At 61.1% G+C, this 15327-nt stretch carries 10 protein-coding genes and 3 pseudogenes; 7 read left to right on the forward strand and 6 right to left on the reverse strand.

The window, feature by feature from the left end:
• Both ACZ2G3_RS17895 and ACZ2G3_RS17900 read left to right on the forward strand, forming a co-directional pair.
• Positions 1-954 (forward strand): alpha/beta fold hydrolase, encoded by a 954-nt coding sequence (locus ACZ2G3_RS17895; RefSeq protein ID WP_470399884.1) that lies wholly within the window; start codon positions 1-3, stop codon positions 952-954.
• A gap of 555 nt (positions 955-1509) precedes the next feature.
• On the forward strand, positions 1510-2196 hold the full coding sequence (locus tag ACZ2G3_RS17900) for an SDR family oxidoreductase (RefSeq protein WP_470400013.1): 687 nt from the start codon (positions 1510-1512) through the stop codon (positions 2194-2196).
• A 92-nt stretch (positions 2197-2288) separates the two neighbouring features.
• On the opposite strand, the gene ACZ2G3_RS17905 is transcribed toward ACZ2G3_RS17900, so the two are convergent.
• Positions 2289-2825 carry a DUF2254 family protein gene (locus tag ACZ2G3_RS17905; protein ID WP_470400014.1) on the reverse strand — a complete coding sequence of 179 codons (537 nt, stop codon included), beginning with the start codon at positions 2823-2825 and terminating at the stop codon, positions 2289-2291.
• On the opposite strand from ACZ2G3_RS17905, the gene ACZ2G3_RS17910 reads away from it, so the two are divergent.
• From ACZ2G3_RS17910 to ACZ2G3_RS17920, 3 genes are all read left to right on the forward strand, one after another.
• Entirely contained in the window at positions 2780-3712 is a 933-nt protein-coding gene (locus tag ACZ2G3_RS17910) for an IS5 family transposase (protein ID WP_470395316.1), read from the forward strand. The two genes, ACZ2G3_RS17905 and ACZ2G3_RS17910, sit on opposite strands and share 46 nt — an antisense overlap.
• A 170-nt stretch (positions 3713-3882) precedes the next feature.
• A complete protein-coding gene (locus ACZ2G3_RS17915) occupies positions 3883-4788 on the forward strand; it encodes an extracellular catalytic domain type 1 short-chain-length polyhydroxyalkanoate depolymerase (RefSeq protein ID WP_470399886.1) in 906 nt (301 codons plus the stop codon).
• A gap of 819 nt (positions 4789-5607) precedes the next feature.
• Positions 5608-6786, forward strand: a complete 1179-nt coding sequence (locus tag ACZ2G3_RS17920; protein WP_470399888.1) for a sensor histidine kinase — start codon at positions 5608-5610, stop codon at positions 6784-6786.
• A 130-nt stretch (positions 6787-6916) separates the two neighbouring features.
• Here the strand turns inward: ACZ2G3_RS17920 and ACZ2G3_RS17925 are convergent, their stop codons facing one another.
• Positions 6917-7792, reverse strand: coding sequence for a transglutaminase family protein (locus tag ACZ2G3_RS17925; protein ID WP_470399890.1), 876 nt, complete (start codon positions 7790-7792; stop codon positions 6917-6919).
• Positions 7793-8290: 498 nt separating this feature from the next.
• Between ACZ2G3_RS17925 and ACZ2G3_RS17930 the strand changes: the two are divergent.
• Positions 8291-9111: pseudogene (locus ACZ2G3_RS17930) on the forward strand (IS3 family transposase); the annotation flags it as partial.
• Positions 9112-9345: 234 nt separating this feature from the next.
• Here the strand turns inward: ACZ2G3_RS17930 and ACZ2G3_RS17935 are convergent.
• Positions 9346-10609, reverse strand: a pseudogene (locus ACZ2G3_RS17935) (IS110 family RNA-guided transposase).
• A 137-nt stretch (positions 10610-10746) separates the two neighbouring features.
• Here ACZ2G3_RS17935 and ACZ2G3_RS17940 point away from each other — a divergent pair.
• Positions 10747-11127 (forward strand): annotated as a pseudogene (locus tag ACZ2G3_RS17940) (integrase core domain-containing protein); the annotation flags it as partial.
• A 51-nt stretch (positions 11128-11178) separates the two neighbouring features.
• Here ACZ2G3_RS17940 and ACZ2G3_RS17945 read toward each other — a convergent pair.
• The 3 genes from ACZ2G3_RS17945 to ACZ2G3_RS17955 all read right to left on the reverse strand — a co-directional run bounded on the left by ACZ2G3_RS17945 (position 11179) and on the right by ACZ2G3_RS17955 (position 14944).
• Positions 11179-12504, reverse strand: a complete 1326-nt coding sequence (locus tag ACZ2G3_RS17945; protein ID WP_470399892.1) for a DUF2254 domain-containing protein — start codon at positions 12502-12504, stop codon at positions 11179-11181.
• A gap of 142 nt (positions 12505-12646) precedes the next feature.
• Entirely contained in the window at positions 12647-13858 is a 1212-nt protein-coding gene (locus ACZ2G3_RS17950) for a class I SAM-dependent methyltransferase (RefSeq protein ID WP_470399894.1), read from the reverse strand.
• Positions 13859-14186: 328 nt separating this feature from the next.
• Positions 14187-14944 (reverse strand): IS5 family transposase gene (locus ACZ2G3_RS17955; protein ID WP_470395968.1). Its coding sequence is split into 2 segments (ribosomal slippage): positions 14187-14623 and positions 14623-14944, totalling 759 coding nucleotides; the frame shifts between segments, so codons are not numbered across the junction.
• Positions 14945-15327: the final 383 nt, after the last annotated feature.

The following is a 15327-nucleotide window of genomic DNA, read 5'->3' on the forward strand; positions in this document are numbered from 1 at the left end:
ATGCCGCACCACACATTGATTTGCTGCACGATCGGACTTGCGGCGCTTGCCGCAACCCCCGCAGCCGCGCAAACGGATAGTACGCAAGCTGACCCGGCCCTGGTGACGGAGGCGCTGGAGGTCCCGGCGATCGACGCGCTGCAGGCACCTGCAGAACGGGTGGGAGAGTTCTTTGAAACCGAAGATGGCGCACGTATTTTCTATGAGGTGGCAGGAGACGGCCCTCCTATGGTGCTGCTCCACGGTTACCCGCTGTCGGGCGCCCTCTTTGCCCGGGTTCGCGATACGCTGCAGAACGACTTCACCGTGCTTACGGTCGATCATCGCGGCTATGGCCAGAGCGAGGCGCCCGGTGTTCCCGACAGCATCCAGACCTATGCCGATGACGCACTTGCTGTGATGGAACACGTGGGCTTTGAGACGGCAACGGTGGGCGGCATGTCGATGGGCGGTCCTATTACCTTGTCAATGTACGAGAAATCACCGGAAAGTTTCGAAGGCATGGTGCTGATCGACACCAATGCCGCCGCCGCCTCGCCCGCAGAGGCTGGGCTGTGGACCGGAACGGCAGAGGTCGCCCGCAATGCGGGAAAGGAGCCAATCATCGCCACTCTGCTGCCGGACATGCTAACGGGAGAGACGCGCTTGAACGAACCGGCCGTGTCTAACTATCTGACCGCCATCATGAAGGAAACCAGCGTCGACGGCTTCATCGGCGGCGCCGTCGCCCTGGCCGAACGCCCTGATTTCACCGACATGCTCTCAAGCATCGATGTGCCGACCTTGGTCGTCGTGGGGCTGGAGGATTCCCTTTATCCCGTGCAGGTTGCCCGCGACATGGCCGATCAGATCCCCGGCTCCGACCTGGCGATCATCCCCGGCGGTTCGCACGCGGCGGTGTTCGAGGTACCAGGTCATGTTGGTCATGCGATCCAGGATTGGGCGGCCGAATAGCCGTAAGCCGTTCGCCTCTCAGGATGCCCCATGATGCCGATGGCCCTACTTGCATCGGCATCATGAACCAGCTGCGGAAACCGGTGGTGAATGATGCCGTGACGATCGAAACACAGATTGCGAGGAGCATTACCGCCATGTCTGGGTTCAACAGTGGCTTCGAGGATATGTATCGGCGGATATCTGCTTTGGAAGCCTCGCACGCCTCCGTCTCCGGACAGCCGATGTCGGCGACAGAGAGATACCCATAGCCGTAGTCGAACCGACCTGTCGTGCCCTCTTGGCCGGAGCCGCGATGGTGGGAGCCGCGACTGCGACCGAAACGGCCTTCGCACTGAGCAACCAAGCTGACAGCGGCGGTGAACCCTGACGCGGCGGGCTGCTGATTTCCCGAAGCCGCCCTATCCGAAGCAGGAGCAGCCTTGGCCGGGTCTGGCCCCTAAGATGGACCCGCGCCCCGCCTATGGCGAGGAGTCCTAGTAAGGCACCGGCCGGCTTCGCGGCAAGCGGGCCCTCATCACCGGCGGCGACAGCGGAATCGGCCGAGCCACGGCAATCGCATTTGCCAAGGAAGGCGCCGACGTCGCCATTGCCTATCTTGCAGTGGAAGAGCCCGATGCCCAGGAGGTCAAGCGGGTGGTGGAAAGCCAGGCCCGCAAATTTGCCGCGTTCCCCGGAGACCTGCGCGAGGACTATACCAAGGGCCTTCCTGAAAAGGTCGTGCAGGCGTTCGGCGTCCTCAACATCCTCGTGAACAACGCAGCCTACCAGCAGTGGGTGCCAGGGCTGGAACTGTCGGATGAACGGTTCGACCAGACCATGAAGACCAATCTTAATGCGATGTTCTGGCTGACCAAGGCAGCTCTGCCGCATCTCAATCCAGGCGCCTCGATCATCAACACGTCAAGCACGGTCGCTGCGGTTGCGCCAGAAATCCTTATCGACTACGCGATGACAAAGTCGGCGATCCTGAGCTTTACCACGAGCATGGCAAACGAGCTTGCCTCGCGCGGCATTCGCGTGAACGCCGTGACGCCGGGTCCCATCTGGACGCCACTGCAGGTCGCAAAAGGGCAGCCGCCCGAGAACCTCGTCCATTTCGGCGCAGATACCCCCGCCGGACGGGCCAGACAGCCGGTCGAACTGGCGCCGCTCTACGTCGCGCTGGCGGATCCCGCCCTCAGCTATTCAACCGGGCAGGTCTTTGGCGCGACGAGCGGCACTCCGCAACCCGCAGGCTGAGCGGCCGCGACCTCGGTCGCGCCGCATTGCCGCTGCTTGCACCGCCGCGAGGGGTCGATCAGCCTTGCGGCCTCTGCGAGGAACTCTTGCGATCAACGGGAGGCAACTGCTTGGATTGCGGTTGCCACCTTTGCCTCGATCTCCTCGCGCGCGGTCACCTCGCCAAGGACCTCTTTCGCTGATGCCGCCAAGCGGCGCATTTGCTGCACGCATGCACCGGCCATAGCCGGGCGCACGGTGACCAGGGCAATGTCCGCAAGGACGTCGAGCGCATGCAACGTCGCGTTGCGGTCGGTTGACACATACTGACGCATTCTGTCGAAGGACCGGTTCAACATGTCTTCAAAAGTCACACGCCGGTAGAGGACCGGATCATCGGCCGTCGCCGGCTGCGCCGGAGGGCGGCAGGCGAAAGCCACCAGACCGGCCCGCAGCCAGTTCAGGCAAAGCATGGCGGTATGCGGGTCATTGACCCCGGGAGACAAGGCGCGACCCAGAACCTCGACAAGCTGGTCTGACGACCTTGTTGCACATCTCAGTGAGGGGGATTCACTGAGCGCGTCCTGAGGGTTAGGTCGAGGGCATGCCGAAGCCTTCCCCGATCCGCTACTGCACGACGAACTGGTCAGACTACAATGCGGCGCTGCGCAAGCGCGGCTCGCTGTCGGTCTGGTTCGATCCCGAGACGGTCTGGCACGCCGACAAGACCGGCAAGCGCGGGCGACCCGAGACCTTCTCGGACGCTGCCATCCAGACCTGCTTGACCCTGAAAGTGCTTTTTGGGCTTCCGCTCCGGCAGACGGTCGGGCTGGTTGAAAGCCTGATCCAGATGGCGGGGCTTGATTGGCCGGTTCCGGACTATTCGACGCTGTGCCGCCGGCAGGCGCGGATCGCGGTGCAGGTCCCGTATCGCGCGTCCGGGCAGCCCCTGAACCTGTTGATCGACAGCACCGGTATCAAGTTCCGCGGGGACGGCGAGTGGCAGACCCGCAAACATGGCCCGTCACGCCGGAGGCAATGGAGAAAGGTCCACCTCGCCATGGACGCGGGCACCGGGGATGTGCGCGCGGTCGAGTTGACCTCGAGCCGCCAAGGCGACAGCCCGCTGCTGCCGGAGCTTCTGGCGCAGATCCCGCCGGAAGAGACGATCGGCACGGTCACCGCAGATGGTGCTTACGATACACGACGATGCCATGGCGCGATCATCGACCGAGGCGCGGATGCCGTCATACCGATCCGGCGCAATGGCCGCGCCTGGAAAGAAGACTGTCCCGCTGCTGCCGCGCGAAATGAGATCCTGCGGGCAACCAGGCGCTTGGGCCGGGCGCTCTGGAAGAAGTGGACCGGCTATCACGCCCGAAGTCGGGTCGAAGCTTTGATGAACTGCCTGAAGCTCTTCGGCGAGAGGATCATGTCACGAGACCCCGCCCGCCAGACCGCCGAAATCCAGATCCGCATCGCCATCATGAACCGCTTCTCGGCCCTTGGCAGGGCCGAGATCGAAGCAGTCCGCTGAAGAATGGCGGGAAAGGGGGCAGTCATGCTCGGGGCTGATTTGCGCAACATCGCCGACCTAGCTGCTAATCGCTACGAAAGCAGCCTCACTGGTGGCACCAACGGGAACTGCCACCAGTGCCAGTGTATTCCTGTGCTGGTCAACGTTCGGGTTGATAACAAGGAGTCCGCATGTCGTTAACTTCAGGTGCCCATGGCCGGCTGACTGCTCTTAACGGTTTCGGAACCGATCCCGGCTCCCTGAGCGCGGACACCTATATCCCAAAGAACTTCCCGAAGAACGGTCCTCTTGTGGTCGTGCTTCATGGCAGCACCCAATCCGCAGAGAGCTATGATCTTGGATCAGGATGGTCCACGCTCGCCGACGAGTGCGGGATTGCGCTTCTTTTTCCAGGGCAGCGCAAGTCGAACAACGCCCTTGGCAGCTTCAACTGGTTCAAGTCCGGCGATATCCACCGCGGCCGCGGCGAGCCGCTCTCCATTTTTCAGATGATCAAGCAAGTGGTCGATGATCATGCCGTAGACCCATCGCGGATCTTCATTACGGGCATGTCCTCGGGAGGTGCCATGACATCCGTGATGCTGGCGACTTACCCGGAGGTCTTCGCCGGAGGCGCGATCATCGCGGGATTGCCCTACCGCAGCGCGGGAAACCTGGTGGAGGCGCTTGTTCGCATGAAGGGCTATGGCGGGCCGTCGGATCGCATCTTGGACGCGCTTGTGCGCGATGCGTCGGACTTCACCGGACGCTGGCCCACGATCTCGGTCTGGCATGGCGACAATGACAAGACAGTTGACAGCTCCAATGCGGACTCCATCGTCCGGCAATGGCAGAAGATCCACGATGTCGAAGGTCCGCCGACACGGCTGGAGGAGGTGGACGGCTTCCCCCATAGAGTATGGTGTGACGATGCGGGGCAGCCGGTGATCGAAGAATACATCATCACCGCCATGGGCCACGGTACGCCGATCAGTGCGGAGGGAGCCGAGGGTTTGGGAGAAGCGGGCAAATACATGCTGGAGGTCGGCATTTCTTCGACGCGGCACATCGCCCGGTTCTGGGGCCTGACGAAGTGAGAGAGCAATGGCTGGTCAGGATATGAGGTCATTCTCTTTGGAGAACCCAAGCACGCCGTCAGCCGGCCCAAATGAACGACTTCATGTCCTAGCTTCTGCTGCTTCCTTACAACTATGTCGGACGCTCATGTCCGCATTTTGATCCAGCGGCACTTCGCCTAGCGGCAGGAGCCAGAGTGTGTCCCGGCGCGGAGCATTGAAGCTGGCCACCTTCGCCACTCATGGTGAAAAGGTGCCCGAACTGCTTGATGAAGAGCGTTAGCGATCAAGCTCGCAGCTGCATCCGTTCAGTCGGCCCTGATCAAGAGCCAGGAGCGGCTGACGAGCCACCCGCACGCGGCGCCTGGCACGGGCGGCAAGATCCTGGCCAACTGCAGCTTGAGCCGCAGCTTCCTTCATCAGGAGGCGACTCCCGGCGATGCTTTGCTCTGGCGAGCTTCAACAGGAACACGTCTCGCTCTGCACACGGAACTGCATTATCATATGTCTCCACAAGATTTGTCTCCCCGTATTCGCCTTGCTTCTCATCCGGCTCGATAACGGTTTGCTCCCGCAAGAGGCCAAATGTGGGGGTCCCCCCTCAGCAAAGGGGGGCCTAAGCTGGCGGCGTCTTACAGGAGCACTAGCTCCATGCCGCTGTGCGGCTTTTCCTTATGCCATCTCACGGGCGTGGCCCTCCCGACCACGAGGCAGAGCATCCGGAGGTTGTGCATTGCATGGCCCCGCGCTACTGAGCCTAATGCACGCGTGGGGCGACCAAGGCTGATTGCTCATGTGCAATTGGCGGAGATCCGGCAGATTCCGCGAGGAGGCTTTTCATTGAACGTCGAAGAGATGCAGATCCGGCAGAAGGTGCTTGCGGACTTTGGCGAGTTTGTGCTCCGCAGTGACAGCCTCGACGAGGTGCTGCATGAGGGATGCCGTCTGGTCGCGGAGGCGCTCAACGCCGACCTCGCAAAGGTCCTGGAGGTCGAAGAGGGCGGCAGGTCAGCGCTGGTCAGGGCCGGCGTCGGCTGGAAGCCGGGGATCGTCGGAAGGGAGCGCCTGCACTTTTCGGAGCGCTCATCTGAGACCTACGCACTGGAACGCCAGGAACCCGTCGTCTCCCGCAACATCCAGGACGAGAACCGGTTCGAGTTCGCCGACTTCCTGATCGACCATGGGGTGGTGTCGTTGGTGAACGTGCCGATCTTCCTTCCGGGGGAGAAACCATACGGTCTGCTGCAGGTCGACAGCCGGGAGCTGCGCAAGTTCGGCGACAGGGACATCCAGTTCCTGCGGACCTACGCGACAGTCCTTGGCCCGGTGATCGATCGGCTGCACAAGATGCAGAGCCTCCAGCGGGCTGCGGAGACAAACCAGCGGCTGATGCAGGAACTGCAACACCGGGTCAAGAACCACATCAGCATCGTGGTCAGCCTGGTCAGGGCGCGGGCACGTCAGACTGAATCTGATGAAGCGCGAGCGGAGCTGAACGCCGTGGCCGAGCGCATCGATACCCTGCGCCTGGTTCACGAGCAGCTCTACAGGAACGGGGCAACTAACCAGTTGCCGCTGCGTCCCTTTCTGTCCCAACTCGTCCAGGGTCTATGCCCTCTGCACGAGCATGGGGCGGACAGGATCGCGCTCGAGTTCGACATCGCCGATGTTGACCTCGCCGCGGACGGTGCCGTTCCCCTTGGGCTGATCGCCAACGAGTTCGTCACCAACAGTCTCAAATACGCGTTCGGCGACAATGGAGGCACAATCTCGGTCTCGGTGAAGGCAACCGACCGCCGCCTGCACGTATGCCTGCACGACAACGGCAAAGGTCTTTACCCCACTCCCCAAGCAGCTCCAGCGGGCTCTGGCACCGGCATGAAGCTCATCGAGGCACTTGCGGAACAGTTGGGCGGACAACTCACCTGGCCGGTGTCGAAGGCCGGAACAACGCTTTGTCTTGATCTGGATTGGGATCAAGCCTGGAACGCGGGTTCACGCCCAGTGCAGCGCGGGTAAATTGCGTTTGTCATCATGACCAACCTTCGCGGAGGCCGCCGCGCGCCTGATCTTCTGACACAGTCGAGGCATGGCAACGCACCAGTGTTTACTTTGGTCACAAGCTTCGTAAGTATGCCGGGTCACGATGCTATGACGTGGTCAAGCTAGACACGCCGACCTCCACCCTCATGTCAATCAGGGCGTCAGATGGGCCGCCAAAGCTCCCCGTTACAGGAACGGCATGGCGGATATCGCGGGCGACAGCGACAGGAACGAGGTTGCCTGACCCCACGCTTCGATTGGTCGGGTCGAAGGTGATCCATCCTGCGCCTGGAAGGTAGATCTCCACCCAGGCATGCGTTGATCCAGAATCGGTGGAGCCTACGAGCGAGTGCTCGGGATCGAAGAGATAGCCGGAGACAAGACGCGCCCCAAGCCCTAGGTGGCGAGCGCTTTCCGCGAGCAGGACGGCCCAATCGCGGCATGACCCTCGTCCGCGTGACAATGTCTGGAGTGGAGACTGGGTGCCTTCGCTTTCACGGCTTTCATAAGCCAGCTGAGCGGATATGCCGGCGTTGATATCCTTCAGGAGGGACAAGGTGTCCGTCGGACGCTGGAACACGAAACCTTCCACCCATTGCGAGAGGCGGCGCTCATCATCCTCGTAGTGCGGGCGTGTCAGGGCGCCGAGATCGGTCCAGTCTTCGTCGGAATAAAGGAAGGGATAACTGATCGCGTCGGCAGCGATCCGGTAGATCGGCCACATGGGGGCAGTCAGCTCAACCTGCGCACGGCTTCCAATGGTCAGACGGTCGGCTCGACCTTGGAAGTTCGCCAAGGCGATCGCATTGCCTGCCACGTCTTGCGACCAGGCAAGCTCCGCTTGCGGTGAGACATCGACTTCAAGGGAGATGAGCCTGAGGTCCCGGGTTTCCCGGGGCCGCAGCATGAGCCGATGCGGTCCGAGCATGACGGGATGCCTGTAAGCGTAGGTCGTTTTGTGGGTGATCGTCAGTGTCGGCATGGCAAGCGTCCATCCATTTCCTGTCGCTGCGGAAGCGGACCGGATTCAGTGTGCAGGCTGGACTTCAACGTCGACCCATGCAGTTGCGTTGCCAGACTACCCCGCTTCCGGCGGCGTCTTGAGAAGGGCTAGTGGGGTTGATCGGTCGACGCAACATCTTTGGTCTGAGATGTTTTGAAAGGGCCCACGATGGCACGAACCGCTCGACTCGCCTGTCGCCTGACCAGGAGGCTGAACTCTGGCAACGTTGCACGGCTGGCGAGGCGCTGAGTGATATCGCGCGGACCGTGGGCAAGCACGCGGCCTCGGTGTTCGCCGTTGTCGCGAAAGGGTAGCTTTTCCGGCCGCAAATAGTGATGCTGCATCAATTGCGGCAGGGTGTTCGAACGGCTGCTCTTGCAAGATGCCGCAGCTGCTTTGCTGCGCTGCCGTCAGTCGGCTTTCCGTGACGTTGCCCCCTCCGCCTAATCCAGTTTGAGATAGACTCTGGCCCAACCGATAGGACCAGAGAAGAAGCGCAGCAGGTTCACTGAAGATCAGATCATCGGCATTCTGAAGGAGCACGAGGCTGGGGTTTCCGTCGCTGATCTGTGCCGCAGGCACGGCGTCAGCGATGCGACGGTCTACAAATGGAAAGCCAAATATGGCGGTATGGATGTCAGCGAGGCCAAGCGCCTCAAAGGGCTTGAGGACGAGAACGCCTGTCTGAAGCGGCTGCTGGCCGATGCGATGCTCGACAATGCCGGTCTGAAGGATCTCCTGGGAAAAAAGTGGTAGCGCCCGCCGCGATGCGGCAAGCGGTCGCGCATCTGGTGGCGGGCCACGGGATGAGCGAGCGGCGGGCGTGCCGGGTGATCGGCTGTTGTCGGATGACCATGCGCTACAAGGCGATCCGGCAGGATGATTCCGTGCTGCGCGAGCGGCTGAAGGAGTTGGCGCGGGTCCGTCGCCGGTTCGGCTATCGGCGGCTGCACGTGTTCTTGCGCCGTGAAGGTCACGAGGTGAACCACAAGCGCCTGTTCCGCATCTACCGCGAGGAGCGGCTGCATGTCCTTCGCCGCGGGGGCCGCAAGCGAGCGATCGGCACGCGCGCCCCGATGGCGCTGCCGCTGATGCCGAACCAGCGCTGGTCGCTCGACTTTGTCTCCGACCAGCTGACCGATGGCCGCCGCTTCCGCGTGCTGACCGTGGTGGACGACTGCACGCGGGAATGCCTTGCCCTGATCGCTGACACGTCCCTGTCGGGCGCAAGGGTGGCGCGGGAGTTGGCGGCCCTGTTCGAGGCTCGCGGCAAGCCGATCACGGTGGTCAGTGACAACGTCCTAGGTCAGGAGCAAATGGCTGCTTGAGGCGTCAGATCACGTGGCATCCGAGCGACTGGATGCCCTTAAGATGGTTGCCCGAGCGGGCTCCGCCGTCAAGAAGTGGTCTCTCCCATTAGCCGAACACAGGGTCAGCCCGATTGCTGCCCTCACCGTCCTTAAGACGAGATCCTAAATCCCAAGCGGAAGGCCCGAACATTATCTACGAGGTCAGCAAGCTGCCTCCACGGCTCACCAGAGAGAGGTCCTTCCGCTCGGGCTCGCCCCCACAGAAGAAGGGGCGATAGGGTTCGCCGGATTTGATCACGGCGTGAATGGTGCGCGCCATCTTTGCGGCGATGGCTGTGTAGGCCTTCCGACGCAAGTCGGGATTATGTCGGTCCTGGGCGATGTAGCGTTCGAACTTGTCGCGGAAGCTGTTGGCGCGCTGGAGCACGGCCGTCTGCCCCGCCATCCAGAGCGTTCGGCGCAGTCTGGCATTGCCATACTTCGAGATCCTGCTTCGGCCGCGGAAAAGGCCGGACTGCACGGTAGCCAGGTCCATGCCGCAGAACTTCAGGAACTGGCGGTGATGCCGGAAGCGCCGCAAGTCGCCGGCTTCGGCCAGAATGGTGAGTGCGTTGATCGGGCCGATGCCTGGGACCGACGTGAGCAGTTGGTAGTCGAGACGATCAGAGAGCAGTTCGACAGCTCGGGCCTCGATCTCGTTGCGCTGGCGGATCAGGCTACGCCCTTCTGCCAGCACCATTCGGAACATCCGCAGCGCGTCGGAGTCGGCTGCTACCGGCAGCCCGACCGAACAGCGTGCTGTCTCATAAATGTCGGATATCAATGCGGTCTTCGAGACTTTCTTCCCGACGACATCCCATGCCGCAGAGAGGAAGTCGTCCTTCTTCATCGCGCTGATCAGGTGTGGCGATGGGAACATCTCAAGAAAGGCGAGAAACCAGTCGCTGCGGGAACTTCGCTGGAAACGAGCAGCTTCTGGAAAGTAGAGAGGCAGGTAATGTCCCAAGATACGATGCCACAGCTCGGTCTTGGCCTTCCAGACGACTTCGTGCGTCTTTGAAAGCTCCTGGATATCGTTGATCCCCGCCTGAAGCGGATCTTGAAAGACCTGAGTGGCACCAATCTGGAGCATGTGCAGGATGACCTGAGCGTCTTTGGGGTCGTTCTTGTCCCAACTGTTGTGCAATGCTTCGCGGGTTCTGGCCAAGGCGACGGACGAGACAAGCTTGACGTCGAAGCCGGCCATGCCGAGCTGATACATGAGCGCGCGATGATAATTGCCCGTGGCTTCGAAGCCGATCTGAACCGGGTGTTGGTAGTCATCCAATAGGGCAACCAGGCGCTGGAAATATTCAAGAGTGTTGGTGATCGTCAAGCGTCGCCGCCGCGTCTTGCCAGGAATGGCAATCAGCACCTCATGGCGATGCTTAGAAATGTCGATGCCTACCAGAACAGGGGCATCCGAAGTATGCTCGACCTTGGTCATAGCTGGTCTCCTCTGTGGTGTGTGGTTCGCAATTCCACCATAGAGACCTGAGCGCCGGTTATGGCCGCCCGCTGCGCGATTTGAGGGCTTCGCAGGCGGCCATAACCCGAAGCGGCCAAGAGTTCCTGACGTGCTACGGGACCGAGTTCACCTCGAACGCGATCCTGACCTTCGCTGACGACCGCAAGTTCGACTGGCACTATATTGCGCCCGGCAAGCCGACCCAGAACGCCTTCATCGAGAGCTTCAATGGTCGGTTGCGCGACGAACTCCTAAACGAGACGCTGTTCCCGTCACTGAACCACGCCCGCGCAACGCTCACGGCTTGGCAAAAGGACTACAACACCGAACGCCCCCACTCACGCCTTGGCTGGCAGACGCCTGCCGAGTTCGCCCACACCTTCACCCCGCAACGGGGCCTGACGCTGCGCAACCCGCAAAGCTCCGCGCCAGCCCCCGTTGCCCAACCCGCCCAAACAGGCAAAAACCAAACCCGGAGTCTCGCTCACGCTGGATAAAAGTTGGGGGCAATGTCATCCGTCCTAAGCTGCCGGCGAGGTGCGGGTATTTCAGCACACCGGTATAGTTAGCGCCTGTTGAGCTGCCCGATGGCTGCGCTCGATATCGGCGATATCAGAGGCCTCCGGCGCTCCGCGGCGACCGCTTTCAGCGATGATGGCTGCGTGGTCGAGCAGAGCGGTGCGCTGGCTGGACAAACGAACATTGACCGCGAGCCGCGCAATGATGTTGAGCATGTGCCTGATAACCGCAGGATGAGTAGCGCCGGCTTGCCGGATCTGGTGGAATGCGACGTCCGCGAAGCCCCGGAAGCTTGGAGCACGACCGACGACGCGCACGACACCGGCCTCATCGCAAAAAACCTCCGGCTGGAGTTCGCGCAGCATCAGTTCGCCAAGTGCACCGCCCAAACGATCGATAACGGCAATGGCAGTGAAGGGATCGTTGATGCCAGATGAAAGGGCGCGCAAGGCTATCTCGACCAGGTGTCGCATTGCGAATTCTATGTCTTGAACCGGCGTGCGCTCGTTGCCGATCAGGATCGCGCCCTCCAATTTGGTGGCCAGATCTGGCTCCAACAGGCGCCCTGGATAGATATCGGCCCTGTATGAATTACGAATGACGAAATGACCGGCACGGAAGTTCAAGCGGATCACCGCCTTGTGCCGGCTCGCGATGCGAACAAGCCGCTCATACTCGATCGCCTGCACATAGCCTTCACCGGACATCCATAAAGAGGTCATACACTCATCGAAATCTGCGGGAAGCACATCATCCGCCGACTGCCGCTCAGTGAGCCTTCTGCCCTCCTTCGGCAATAGATTTGAGATCGCGTGGCGGAGATCTCGATCGACACGCCGGATCGCTGTATCGGAAATGATCGACCGAGCCAGGACATGAATAAAGAACAGCAGCGCGAAAAGGTTTATCAGGGCCAGCGCAGTGCCGAGGGTAACCGCAATGTGCGGCACCGCGGCGTCGTCCAGTCCGCTGTTAAGGGTGCGAAGTACGAGCAGGCAGTAAATGATGGTCATCAAGAAGATGCCGAACACGAGTTGTGTGCGGAGATCGCCCATGAAATTCCGGACGAGGCGCGGACCAAGTTGACTTGCCGCAAGCGTCAGCACCACCATGGTGATCGATATGACGAGTGACGCCATCGTGACCATCGAGGAAAAGACGGTCGACAGCAGATTGCGGGCGTCCTCAGGTCCGCCGCTGTGGAGCCAGAATCGCCGCGCCTGTTCCTCCGGCACGTGGGCATCAAGCTTGAGGGCCAGGATCGCCAGACCGATCGCGCCGACCCCCATGAGCGTGGGTATAAACCATAAGCTGGTCCGCAGGGTTGCCCAGAGGGTGTAAAGGCGGCTGAGCATCGTCGTCCTCGCGAGTTGATATACAAACCGCCACGTTCAACTCTGGCAGGTGAATACCATGGGGTAGCACCGATGATCCTTTCCGACCAGCGGAGGAGCGGCAGCGCGGTGGCGGCGCCCTACGCGACGCGCGGCGGCCATCTCAGGCCGGCCGCTTCACCGTGATCTGCGTTACGTCGCAGTTCCCGACCGCAAAGGCCGCGGCACAGGAGGTAAGATAGAAGTTCCACATCCGCCGAAACCTCTCATCAAAGCCTTGGTCGGCGATTTCACTCCAGTTTTCGTTGAACGTGTCGTGCCAGTGGCGGAGCGTCTGGCTGTAGCTGTCGCCGAATTCCACCGAGCGGACGAACCTCAAGTCAGCTCGCTCGAATTCGGTAAGGAGCGCGCTGCGCGAGGGAAGCATGCCCCCTGGGAAGATGTATTTTTGGATGAAATCCACGCCGCCGCGGTAGACCTTCCAGCGGCAGTCGGGAAGGGTGATGATCTGTAATGTCGCGCGGCGCCCGGGCTTCAGGCATTCGCGCACGGTGTCGAAGTAAACCGGCCAGTAGCGCTCACCCACAGCCTCGAACATTTCGATCGAGGCAATGCCGTCATAAGTGCCGCGCGCGTCCCGGTAGTCTTGGAGCCTGATGTCGACTTGGTCGTCGAGACCGGCGCGCCGGATTCGCTCCCGTGCGTAGTCATGCTGTGCCTGGCTGATGGTGAGCCCAGTAATCCGCAGCCCACGCTCGGCCGCAGCGTATTCAGCGAAGCCGCCCCAGCCGCAGCCAATCTCCAGCACTTGGTCGCCCGGCTCGGCACCCATCTCATCGATCAGGCGCGCGTATTTGGCATGTTGCGCCGCCTTCAGACTCTCCTGCCCGGTCGCAAACATTGCTGCAGAATAAGTCATCGTGTCGCCGAGCCAGAGCCGATAGAAATCGTTGCCAAGGTCGTAGTGAGCAGCAATGTTGCGCCGCGCCTGAGACCGCGTGTTGCCGCGGAACGCGTGCCGTGCCTGCTCCAGGAGCCGGAGCATCCATATGCCCGGAAAGCCATCGTAGATGTCGCCGCCAGCGGCGCGAACAAGATCCATAAAAGCTTGTAGATCCGGTGTCGACCATCCGCCGTCCAGATATGCCTCCGCGAACCCCAACTGCCCCTCGCGGATCAGCCGCACAAAGAGATTGGGATCATGAACGTGCAGCTCCGCTACGGGTCCCGACTGCACGCCCTCGGCCCAAAACCGGCGGCCGTCGGGCAGCACGAAGGTAATCCTCCCCGCCTCCATTCCACGGGACCTCGCAAAAACGGGCGCGAAGTATCGCGGCAAGTTGCTTTGACCCTCGGTCGTCGTCAGCGCGTTCATCCGGCCCTTCGATCGTTTTGAGAGCAGGATAGGGAAGGTCCCTTTTCTCGGCAACGCTTACAGGTGCAGCAACTGTCGGTCGTGCGACCGCAGCGACGGTAGAAAGGTCCTGCATAGCAGCTGTTCCCACTTCACCTCAACCGCGAACGGCCCGTACGGCCCCTGATGGAGAGTGCGGGCCGGCTCAGGCTCCGCGCTCGCTTGCGATACCCCCACTTTGTGCGGCAGGCAGCAGATTAACTGGGCCACAGCACCTTGGCGCTGCTTTTCCGGCATAACGTCCGTCTTCTAGCAAGGCCTTAAGGCTAGGCTCAGGACTCGTTCTTGATCACAGCCAAAATAGGACGGTTGCGGCCAATGCTATTGCGGAGAGGTATGTCTCCGGGCACCTGTCGTAACGCGTGGCGACACGTCTCCAGTCTTTCAGCCGCCCGAACATGATCTCGATGCGATTGCGCCTTCTGTAGCGGCGCTTGTCGTATTTCACGGTTTTCTTGCGCAACTTCCGGCTAGGGATACAAGCTTTTATCCCTCTGTCCTGCAACGCTTTTCGCAGCCAGTCAGCATCATAGCCTCGGTCCGCCAAGAACCAATCAGCCTGCGGCAGGCCGTCCAGAAGCGCCGCTGCGCCGGTGTAGTCGCTGACCTGTCCTGCCGACATGAAGAACCGGATAGGTCTGCCTTTCGCATCGGTGACGGCGTGCAGCTTGGTGTTCATGCCGCCTTTCGTTCGACCAATCTGGCGACTGCGCCCCCCTTTTTGGCCCGCAGGCTGCAAGCCGTGCGATGCGCCTTCAGATAGGTTGCATCGATCATGATTGTCTTCGGATCGGTGCTCTCGGCGGCCAGGCCGACCATGATCCGGGCGAAGACCCCGTTGTCACTCCAGCGCTTCCAGCGATTATAAAGCGTCTTGGCAGGTCCATATTCACTCGGCGCATCGCACCATCTCAAACCATTGCGATTGATGAAGATAATGCCGCTCAGCACCCGCAGATCGTCAACTCGGGGACGGCCATGGCTCTTGGGGAAGTAGGGGCGAAGGCGCGCCATCTGCGCCTCGGTCAGCCAGAACAGGTTGCTCATCGATCAGGTCTCCTTGCGGCGGCCTGAATCACGCAAAGGGCGTAAAATCAATGGGTCTGGAGCCTAGGTACCTGTTGCCACCGCAGCGACCGAAGCCTAGCCCCCCTGCCCTCGTATTTTTCGGCTATATCAATATATTATAATGGAAATCAGAAAACTGATTTAGGTAGGGGGCTGTCATAAAAATGGAGGTTTTCTGACAGTGGCGGGCAGCAAAGACGGACGGCGCACAGGACTTCTGGAACGTTTCCCCGAGCGACAGTCATGCATTGCGCTCCGTAAGGTAGGCGGATGCAAGAAAAACGCTCTTTATTCTGGCAGTATCCTACCTGATGCTCTTCGTGAGCGAGCATAGGGCCATGTGCTTCTGGCACAGCTAAAGA

This window comes from Paracoccus sp. KKT209 (genome assembly GCF_055635455.1).

Excerpts from the sequence above, each read along its gene's own strand:
- ACZ2G3_RS17950 (WP_470399894.1), bottom strand. The coding sequence starts at position 13,858 with ATGAACGCGCTGACGACGACCGAGGGTCAAAGCAACTTGCCGCGATAC.
- ACZ2G3_RS17925 (WP_470399890.1), bottom strand. The coding sequence starts at position 7,792 with ATGCCGACACTGACGATCACCCACAAAACGACCTACGCTTACAGGCAT.
- ACZ2G3_RS17915 (WP_470399886.1), top strand. The coding sequence starts at position 3,883 with ATGTCGTTAACTTCAGGTGCCCATGGCCGGCTGACTGCTCTTAACGGT.
- ACZ2G3_RS17895 (WP_470399884.1), top strand. The coding sequence starts at position 1 with ATGCCGCACCACACATTGATTTGCTGCACGATCGGACTTGCGGCGCTT.
- ACZ2G3_RS17910 (WP_470395316.1), top strand. The coding sequence starts at position 2,780 with ATGCCGAAGCCTTCCCCGATCCGCTACTGCACGACGAACTGGTCAGAC.
- ACZ2G3_RS17945 (WP_470399892.1), bottom strand. The coding sequence starts at position 12,504 with ATGCTCAGCCGCCTTTACACCCTCTGGGCAACCCTGCGGACCAGCTTA.